A 5,410-nucleotide genomic window follows, 5' to 3' on the forward strand; every position below is an offset into this window, starting at 1 on the left:
TCAGGTAGCGGTCCAGCTCCCCGGGTGTGTGCGGCCGGTGGGAAGTGGCAGGGCCGAGTCACGGGTGGGCTTTGCTCGGCCCTGTGCGTGCTGCCGACGGCCGCGAGCATGCCATCGGATCGGTTTACTGCTCTCCGAAGGGCCGGCTGCCTCACCATTGCCCGGGCCGCGCACCTGCCCCTGCGGCTCGCACCGATGCCTGTTACCTGTTCAGCTGTCTAGAGTCGGTTGGCGGATGTTCTGGAGCGAGCTGCCGGATCCGGTCTGGGACCGGCTGAGGACGCTGAAGCTGCCATCGGTCTCCAGCACCACGGCAGTCACATCCTCGACTGCCCCGATTCCTTGGGAGCGGATCGCCTGGCGGACCTCGCTCTCGGTGACCCGTTGCCGTGCCATCGCGTCGCTGAGGAGGCGTCCGTCACTCAGCAGCAACGTCGGCTCCGCCTTGATCAGGCGCCGGTAGGAGCGAGAGTGCACCGCGGCCTTGGCGTTGACGAACTGCAGGACCACCAGCAGGGACAGAGCAAGGATTCCCTCAGCCAAAGAGACGCTGCGGTTGAGGAGGATGGTGGCCAGAGTCGAGCCCAAAGCCACGGTGACCACCAGGTCGAAGGCGTTCATCTTCGCCAGCGTGCGCTTGCCCGACAACCGCACCACCACGATGAGTGCTGCATAGGCACAGGCAGCCATGACCGCCACGCGAAGCATGTCGTACCAGGAGTCGAAGAACATTCCCTACATCTACCCGCCATGGCAAGGACCGGACTGCTTGGTCGTGCCGACGGCCCCAGCCCGCTCAGTTCGAGAGAGGGCCGCCTCCCTCGTTGCCAGCCCGGCGCGGCGCCGGGCCAAGTGAAGACGAGTGGCAGGCGGCGTGCCACAGCAAGTGGCGAACCCTTACAGGACCGCGAATGGCCGCTGTGCGGTATGCACCCATCTGGCCTGCCGTGATGGCGGGGCATCTGGAATGCGGTGAGGGTGGTGGGCGCGGCCGTCCACGTCGGCCAAGCTCTTGCGACCGCCCTGAAGGAGCCCTGTATGTCTGAACGCGCCACCGCCATCCGCAGTCTGCACGATCTTGGTCTGGCCGCCTGGTTCGGGGGCTCGCTGATGGGAGCGATCGGCCTGAACGGTGCGGCCCAGGACGAAGGGAGCACGGAGGCGACGCGGGACCGGATCGCGTCATCGGGCTGGGGTAAGTGGGCGCCGGTCAATGCGGCCGCAATCGGCGCGCACCTGTTCGGCGGCGGCGGGCTGCTTGCCGTGAACGCGCACCGGGTCGCCACCCAGCAGGGTGTGGCCGCCTCCACCACGGCTAAGACCGTCGTCACCGCTGCGGCTTTGGCCGCCACCGCCTGGGCCCGCGTCCTGGGCAAGAAGGTCGAGCTGGCCTCTTCTACGGATCCTGATGACGCCGAAAAGGCGCACAAGCATCCGGTTGACGTGGACAAGGCGCGGCGGCAGCTGGCCGCTGCTCAGTGGGCGGTGCCGGCCCTGACCGGGTGCCTGGTGGTGCTCAATGCCCTGCACGGCGAACAGCAGCGTCCGAGCGAGCAGGTTCCCGGCATGTGGGAGCGGGCCCGCTCCGTTGCCCATCTGAGGGACTGACGCCGCCTCGTGCGGCGGATCGGCTATGACCGCAGGCCGCAGCCGCCAGGCGTGTGTGCGCATGGTGCTGCTGTGGCATGTCTGCGACGGCTGGGGGCACACGGGGAGGGCTATGGCGGACCGGACAGCCGGGCTTGCCTTCACGCTTGAATCAGGGAGCTGCCATGTCCACACACGCACGTGCCGCCCGCACTGCCCGAACCCCGGTACAGCAGGCCGCCTTGGTCGTGGGCGCGGTCTTCCTCCTGGTCGGGGTCCTCGGCTTCATCCCGGGCATCACCACGAACTACGACACCATGGAGTTCGCCGCGCACCACTCCGAGGCCAAGCTGCTGGGCCTTTTCCAGGTGTCCATCCTGCACAACCTTGTGCATCTCGCCTTTGGCGTCGCCGGACTGGCTCTGTCGCGCAGCGCAGCTCAAGCACGGCTCTACCTCCTTGCCGGCGGCGCCATCTATCTGGTCCTGTGGCTGTACGGGCTGATCATCGACCACGACAGCGCCGCGAACTTCGTCCCCGTCAATACCGCCGACAACTGGCTGCACCTGCTGCTGGGCCTGGGAATGATCGCGCTCGGTGCCCTACTCACCCGCGGGCGGAGTGCGACACGGACTGCTGTGTGATCGGCACAGGGAGCCCACTGAAGTACGGCAAACGGGCGGTGGCGGCCGGCGGGCCGCCACCGGCCGTCGCGGTAGGGGCGATGCGGGCAAGTGATGCGGTTCCCCTGTCACCGCGCGCTGCGTCTTCCCATGGCCAGTGCTGATAGCCCGCTGACCAGGGTCGCAGGGACGGGACGTCTGTTGTGCCTACCGGGCGGAGGCGGTGAACCGGCCATTTCGTTTCACGGTACGGCCGGTCGGGACCGGCGGGGGGTAGGGGTGGCTACTACGACGCGATCACGGTTGCGGTTCCCTCGGAACGGCTTTTCGCCTACCTCGCCGACGTGCAGGACCTGCCCGCCTGCCTGCCCGGCTAACCTCCGCCCGTCCCCACGACGGCGACAAGGTCACCGTGACCGCGCGCATCGACCCCGCCGATGCCCCTGAGCAGGACGTCTGTCTTGAGGATGGAGGGGTGAAGGCTGCGCTGCTGTTCCGCAGGCAGGGATGGGTGGAGGCCGCCGCCACTCAAGGTATAGCGGAGCCGTGACCGGGCCGTTCCGCCGGGCAGGCGAGCCTGCACTGGTTGAGCTGGTTCACTTCTTGTCTTCGAGCTGTGAGCGGACTGAATTGGTGAGTTCGTCCCAGGAGTCGGCGAACTTCCTGATGCCCTCGTCCTCGAGGACTTTGAAGACGTCGTCGAGGTCGACACCGGCATCGGCCACGGCCTTCATGACCTGCGCCGCCTCGTCGTAGGTCTGCTGGATGGGCGTGCCGGGGTGGCCGTGGTCGGCGTAGGCCTTGAGGGTCTTTTCCGGCATGGTGTTCACGGTGTCCGGGGCGATGAGGTCGCTGATGTAGAGGGTGTCGGGGTAGTCCTGGTTCTTCACGCCGGTCGATGCCCACAGCGGGCGCTGCGGCTTGGCGCCCTGCGCCTCCAGTGTGCGCCAGCGGTCGGAGGAGAAGACCTCTTGGTAGGCCTGGTAGGCGAGCTGTGCGTTCGCCACTGCGGCTTTGCCCTTGAGGGAGGGGTCCGCGTCGGCCTCGTCCAGTCGCTTGTCGATCTCGGTGTCCACGCGGGAGACGAAGAAGGACGCCACCGATTCGATCCCGTCCAGCGATCCGCCGGCCTGCAGACGCTGCTCGAGTCCGGACAGGTAGGCGTCCATGACCGCTCGGTAGCGCTCGGGGCTGAAGATGAGGGTGACGTTGACGCTGATGCCGTGTGCGATGGACGTGGTGATCGCAGCCAGGCCTTCCTGCGTCGCGGGGATCTTGATGTACAGGTTGGGCCGGTCGACCAGCCACCACAGGTGAGCCGCCTCCGCGGCCGTGGCGTCGGTGTCGTGCGCCACCCCGGGGGACACTTCGAGCGACACCCGGCCGTCACGGCCGGTGCGCTGAGCCACCGGGGCGAGCAGGTCGCAGGCGTCGCGGACGTCAGCGGCGGTGATGGTTCGCAGCGCCTCATCGACGCTGACCTTGCGGACGGCCATCGCGTGGACCTGGTCGTCGTAGGAGTCCGACCCGCTGATCGCGGCGGCGAAGATGGTCGGGTTCGTGGTGACGCCCACGACGGAGTAGTCATCGACGAGCGACTGCAGATTGCCGCTGCGGATGCGGTCGCGTGAGAGGTCGTCGAGCCAGACGGCGACCCCAGCTGCCGACAGCTCGGCCAGCTTCTCGTTCTGTGTCATGACAGTGCCTTCCAAAGGGCGGGGCGAAGTGCGAGGGGAGGAGACGAGTCAGCGGGTCAGCGATCGCCGGTGGGGGCGTGCAGGACGCCGGCGCTGTCCGGGCCGGCGGGGGCTAGCGGCGGTGCCTCGGCGGCGGCGAGGCTTTCCCGGGCCGCGGCGACGACCGCGTCCGTGGTGAGCCCGAACTGCTCGTACAGCACGGTGTAGGCCGCGCTGGCGCCGTAGTGGTTGAGGCCGACGATGCGGCCGGCGTCGCCGACGAACTCCCGCCAGCCCATGGGCACACCGGCCTCGACGCTCACCCGGGCGCGCACCGCAGGCGGCAGCACCTGCTCGCGGTAGGCCCGGTCCTGGGCCGCGAACCACTCCCAGCACGGCAGTGACACGACCCTCGTCGGGATGCCGTCGGCCTCCAGCGTCTCCCGGGCGGCGACGGCGATCTGCACCTCGCTTCCGGTGCCCATCAGAATGACCTCAGGACTGCCGCTGGAGGCTTCGGCCAGCACGTAGCCGCCCCGGGCGACGCCCTCGGCCGACGCGAACTGTGTGCGGTCGAGGACGGGCAGGTTCTGCCGGGACAGGGCGAGTCCGGCCGGGCGGTCGTTGTGCTCGAGGATGGTGCGCCAGGCCACCGCGGTCTCGTTGGCGTCGGCCGGGCGGACGAAGTCCAGGCCGGGGATGGCCCGCAGCGCCGCGTAGTGCTCGATGGGCTGGTGGGTGGGGCCGTCCTCGCCCAGCCCGATGGAGTCGTGCGTCCACACGTAGGTGACCGGGAGCTGCATGAGCGCGGCCAGCCGCACCGCACCGCGCATGTAGTCGGAGAAGGTGAGGAACGTGCCGCCGTACACGCGGGTCCCGCCGTGCAGCGCGATGCCGTTCATGATCGCGCCCATGGCGTGCTCGCGGACGCCGAAGTGCAGCATGCGCCCGTACGGGCCGCCCGACCACATCTTGGTCTGCCGGCTCTCGGGCAGGAACGAGGCCTCCCCCTTGACCGCGGTGTTGTTGCTTTCCGCCAGGTCGGCCGAACCGCCCCACAGTTCCGGCAGGACCGGGTACAGGGCGGCGAGGACCTCGCCGGAAGCCTTCCGGGTCGCCACGCCCTTCGGATCGGCGTCCCAGGTCGGCAGGTCGTCCGCCCAACCCTGCGGCAGCCGACGGGTGGACAGCCGCTCAAGCAGCGCGGCACCGTCGGGGTCGCCGGTCCGCCACGCGTCGAAGCGCTGCTGCCACGTCGCGTGCGCCTGCGCGCCGCGCTCGGTAACCTGGCGGGCGTGCTCAAGCACCTCCGGGTCGACCTCGAAAGTCTTGTCGGGGTCGAAGCCGAGGATCTCCTTGGTCGCCCGGACCTCGTCCTCGCCCAGCGCGGATCCGTGGGCCGCGCCGGTGTTCTGCTTGTTCGGCGCGGGCCAGCCGATGATCGTGTGCAGCACGACCAGCGACGGGCGGCCGGTCTCGGCCCGGGCAGCGGCCAGCGCGCGGTCGACCGCGGCCAGGTCCTCG

General features: G+C 69.2%; 5 protein-coding genes. 2 read left to right on the top strand and 3 right to left on the bottom strand.

The genetic code is table 11. The annotated features are described in order from the left end of the window. Positions 1 to 210: 210 nt before the first annotated feature. Positions 211 to 732: a YetF domain-containing protein gene (locus RIF68_RS26095; RefSeq protein ID WP_309053745.1), complete on the bottom strand. Its 522-nt coding sequence runs from the start codon at positions 730 to 732 to the stop codon at positions 211 to 213. Positions 733 to 1,038: 306 nt separating this feature from the next. Between RIF68_RS26095 and RIF68_RS26100 the strand changes: the two genes are divergently transcribed. Both RIF68_RS26100 and RIF68_RS26105 read left to right on the top strand, forming a co-directional pair. Then, complete coding sequence (locus tag RIF68_RS26100) at positions 1,039 to 1,608, top strand: hypothetical protein (RefSeq protein ID WP_309053746.1); 570 nt, start codon at positions 1,039 to 1,041, stop codon at positions 1,606 to 1,608. A gap of 164 nt (positions 1,609 to 1,772) precedes the next feature. Beyond that, positions 1,773 to 2,231: a DUF4383 domain-containing protein gene (locus RIF68_RS26105; protein ID WP_309053747.1), complete on the top strand. Its 459-nt coding sequence runs from the start codon at positions 1,773 to 1,775 to the stop codon at positions 2,229 to 2,231. 575 nt (positions 2,232 to 2,806) lie between these two features. Here the strand turns inward: RIF68_RS26105 and tal are convergent. Together tal and RIF68_RS26115 are read right to left on the bottom strand one after the other, a co-directional pair. Continuing rightward, entirely contained in the window at positions 2,807 to 3,907 is a 1,101-nt protein-coding gene (gene tal / locus RIF68_RS26110) for a transaldolase (RefSeq protein WP_309053748.1), read from the bottom strand. Positions 3,908 to 3,963: 56 nt separating this feature from the next. Next, a partial coding sequence (locus RIF68_RS26115; RefSeq protein ID WP_309053749.1) for a transketolase occupies positions 3,964 to 5,410 on the bottom strand: 1,447 nt, incomplete at its 5' end.

This window comes from Streptomyces sp., assembly GCF_031178505.1.
GTDB lineage: Bacteria > Actinomycetota > Actinomycetes > Streptomycetales > Streptomycetaceae > Streptomyces > Streptomyces gulbargensis.